The 4,044-nt window shown below is 42.7% G+C and carries 5 protein-coding genes; all 5 read right to left on the reverse strand.

Going from position 1 to position 4,044, the window contains the following annotated elements; all coding sequences use genetic code 11:
• A partial coding sequence (locus ACJ28U_RS00145) for a DUF4355 domain-containing protein (protein ID WP_407617998.1) occupies positions 1-462 on the reverse strand: 462 nt, incomplete at its 3' end.
• A 147-nt stretch (positions 463-609) separates the two neighbouring features.
• The gene (locus ACJ28U_RS00150) at positions 610-873 is read right to left on the reverse strand and encodes a hypothetical protein (protein WP_407617999.1); all 264 of its coding nucleotides are present in this window, start codon (positions 871-873) and stop codon (positions 610-612) included.
• Complete coding sequence (locus tag ACJ28U_RS00155) at positions 863-2,068, reverse strand: minor capsid protein (RefSeq protein WP_407618000.1); 1,206 nt, start codon at positions 2,066-2,068, stop codon at positions 863-865. The genes ACJ28U_RS00150 and ACJ28U_RS00155 overlap by 11 nt, the downstream gene beginning before the upstream one ends.
• Complete coding sequence (locus ACJ28U_RS00160) at positions 2,055-3,602, reverse strand: phage portal protein (RefSeq protein WP_407618001.1); 1,548 nt, start codon at positions 3,600-3,602, stop codon at positions 2,055-2,057. Before ACJ28U_RS00160 ends, ACJ28U_RS00155 begins: the two co-directional genes overlap by 14 nt.
• A gap of 8 nt (positions 3,603-3,610) precedes the next feature.
• The coding region (locus tag ACJ28U_RS00165; RefSeq protein WP_407618002.1) for a terminase large subunit at positions 3,611-4,044 on the reverse strand (434 nt) is incomplete at its 5' end.

Genomic DNA, 4,044 nt, shown 5'->3' on the forward strand with positions numbered 1-4,044 from the left:
CTTAGGCGTCTTTTGTAGCAATCGCTTGTTCACTTCACGTTCAACTGCTTCATCAAAGGCCGTCTTGGTCACCTTGATGTTGTTTTGAATTTGTTCAGCATCATCAGCCATAACCATTTCAGCAAATTCAACTGGCAATCCTGAATTGTTTAATTGATCGCGCGTTTCAATCAACAATTCAGAACGTTGCACCTTGCGTTCACGCTCTGCCAATTCGCTTTCTCGCTTCTTTGCCATCTCAGCAGAACGTTCATCCTTGCTCAACTTAGCTAAGCGTTCTGCCTCATTCTTGGCATTTTCAACTTCGGCTTTCTTCTCGTTCTCCCACTTAGCCTTTTCAGCAGCCATCATCTTAGATAGTTCGCTTCGTGTGAACGTCTTCTCACTGTTGCCAGTTTCAGGTGTAGCGTCATTGTCCGCCACGTCCGTCATTTGCTCTTGGTCTTCAACTACTTCTGCCATTACAACTCCTTAACGTTTTACGCCCGCAGGCTATACTCGTTTTACGTCCGGCGACGAAACAACGTTCTTTAGCGACTGCGCTGGGAAAGTCGGGCAAAACAAAAACGCCTAACGAAATTAATCGTCAGACGTTTGTTTAATTTGATATTAAAACTGTGGTTCAATTTGTTTCCAAATATCTTTGAATGTTTTCCCATCACCAAAATCATATGTGAACGGATCAGATACATTCTTATCAATAAAAATTGGATCGCCATATGTCGCCGGTTTATTTGCGTATATCACCCATTTTCCCGGTGCATCGTAATTAGGCATAACAAAGTAAATTAAATTTTTGTAAGTAAATTCAATTTCACCGACTGTTTCTAGCGCTTCTTTGATTTCGTCAAATTTGTCTAGTTTAGTACTCATCTTCGTTCAGCCCCCTTACTTCTTTTGATCTTTTCCCGTCCGTCCAATCATGGACGTGTGGCACAATTGGATGCATAGCCGGGTTACCGTGATTAGAATAATCAACATCCCTCATTGGCTTACCTACACCATCATAATAACGTTTTCGCTCAGGAATGTCATCATATTTCTCATACATAGCCACACCGTTTGGCTTATAAGTATAGGGTACGTTTCTAGCTCCCTTACTTTCTGAAAACACTTCATCCACGTCATTATAAGCTGGCCCACGTTTATCATCCAAATACTTATCAAACATTGCCAAGTCGTCATCACTCGGCACAATACGACTACGACAATTTGGATGCATAGCCGGCGCATTATCACCAGAAACGAAATCAGACAACTTGTGCACAGTACCGTTCAATCCACGGCAAACATTAGACGTCCGGTCATCCATCACCGCTACGAATTCATATTTCTTAAATCCCGAATCTTTATAACGACGTGAAATTGATTGATTAGCAACGTAAGTTGATTCAGTTCGCACCAAACGTTCTGTCACATAACGTCCTGACCCTAGCTTTTTCGCCAGTACACGCGCCGTTACACGTGGGTTATCACCACGAATAGCTGCTTGAACCAATGCGTCCTTCAATGCATTGACCATCACATCAGCATTACGCCATATGCGCGTTGAGTAATTAGCACCACTCCATTGGCTAGACAATATCTCCTTGACTTCACGATTATTCAACGTTGAAACAGCTTGTCCAGCGACCGCCGCCCCATAAACATACTTGCTCTGATTAGATAGATAATCGGTCAACGTGCCTTCCTGGCTATTCGTTGCTTGTATCATTGAGAATTCAAGTTCAAGCTTCAACAGTTCAAGACGGTTAATCTTCGCCGTAACGTATTGCGCATTAAGCCTCTTAAGCGCTTCTGCGTCGTTTTGTAGACCCTTACGGTAATTATTCGCACGCTTCGCATAATCGCTTAAATCGGTCTCTCTGACCTGTTTAATGGCTTCTTCATAATCGAACCCGTTATCTTTGCCGTATCGGTCATAGAACTTGTAGATTTTATCGTTAATATCGGTCAGCGCATCCTGATAATACTTCATCAACTCATCATTGAGTTTGACTTCCTTCTTATCCAACTTATCGAATATGTCGTCCATGCGTTTTGTCCAGTAATCTTTACTCGTCACCATCTTCGATTACACCTTCTTGATCAGGATTTGGATAATCATTGGTTTGACCGTTGAACATCAACTGATTATCTGCCTTTTGCTTTTCCAATCGCTTCAATTCTTCGTCCGCATCAACACCAGTGAATTGCTTCAGCAGTTCAAGTAACGTTTCATCACTGACAATGCCATACAAGCTCTTAACGTTAGCAATCAATTCATTCACGTTCTGTGGAATGTTTGGCGTGAACAAGATTTCCGTGTCATTGATGGCATCATAATTAACGCTTGAATTACCCTTGATACGCCAAACATTTACCCCTAAGCGCAAACGTCTCATAAGTCCACGTTCAAACAAGCGTTCTTGTGTCACACGACGGTTGTCGGCAGCCATCAGCTTATACTTCATAGCTTCACCAGACTGAACACCCGAAAAGTTCTGGTCACTGGTATCTGGCGTAAACGTGAACCGCAGAATATCACCAACCAATCGATCAATGTACGCCTTGGTCCCATCTGAGTCATAGGACTTTGTCAGATACTCAGCGCCAGGTTCAGCTCCATTTTCATCTGGGTTATCGTCCATAATCAGCAAACGTGCCTGCTTCATTTGAGCAACAACATTACCAATAAAGTTTGGGTTTGGTCGTTCAGTACCGTTGTCGTCAACAATTACCGGGTTTTCATCACTACCGGTGAATGGATTTCCCTTAATCATCAATAGCGCATTATTGAAATCTTCCTGCGTGTTTGCCAGCTCTGATTGAGCCAAATCGTAAGCATCGATTGTATCCAAAACAGCTTCATAAGCGCCCGTCCTATCCTCGTTGCTGGCGTATTCAGTGACCGGTACACCGTCGAACTCGTGATTTGTTTCTTCAACAAGCTTCATACCGCCGGCTTCGTGATTGTCGTTGCGGTAGTAGTACACCTTCTCGTTCGTGTACACTTCAACGAAATCACGGAACCTGCCTTCTTCGTATCGGACCCGGTAATACCGAACCGCAAACAAAGAATTACGCTTTACAGTGTCGTCATATACAACAAAGACTTGCTCCGGGTTTAATCGGGCAAGCCTTACTTGAACGTTATTCTCATCACCGTCAACGTATAGCAACTCATAGGCCCGGCCGTAAATTGACAAGTCGGTCTTAATTAACACATTGTGGTAACTCTCATTGTTCTGCTTTGAAAACTCATCAATATCATTTTGCAACGTCGCATCTGCCGCGTTCTTATAAACCACCGGCTTACCCAGCATGTAACTCTGCTCAAAAATCGTAATGTATCGTGCAAAATCACTGGCAATACGATTGTCTGCCGCTGTCTTATCAGACTTTGGTTCCTTATACCGAATATCGTTATCTGCAAGATAATACCGCTTCAATGCTTTTAGACGGTTCACCTGCGATGACTTATGCCGGTTAATAAAACGATCTAATTGATTAATAAATCCTTCGGCTGCTGGGTCCATAATTGCGTAATCATCAGCATTCATAAAAAATATGTCATTCGCATTAGGGTTAAATCGGCCTTTTCTCAAAAATTCAATAGTCATAACTGCTCCTATCCAAAGTACGTGCGTGCCTTTCTCAGCTTTTGTTCAAATGAATCAGCACTCTTAAGCGACTGCTTGTCAGCTGCGTAACGAACTGCGTCCAAAAAGTGGTTAAAACTATCAACAGGCTTGTTAATGTACTCGCCTGTCTTCTTATCTTTTTGCCACGTGTAATTGTCCAGCTCCTCAATAACCTGAAACAATCGCTCATCAACAACGATTTTGAATTGCTGTAAGTATTCAATACCGTGTCTAATACTGTCAGGCCCTTTGCGTGCCTTTGTTATACGGTCAATACCAGCTTTGCGTATCTCAGCAATTGATTTTGGCTCGGCTGCATCAGCAATAATCGTTTCTTTGCTGTGTCCTAAGTCTTTAATCATCTGTGCTATCTCACCATTTAACATCCCCGTTTTACCGGTTGCTTCCAGGATATATAGCA

It is taken from the genome of Weissella sp. MSCH1, from assembly GCF_045799135.1.
Lineage (GTDB): Bacteria > Bacillota > Bacilli > Lactobacillales > Lactobacillaceae > Weissella.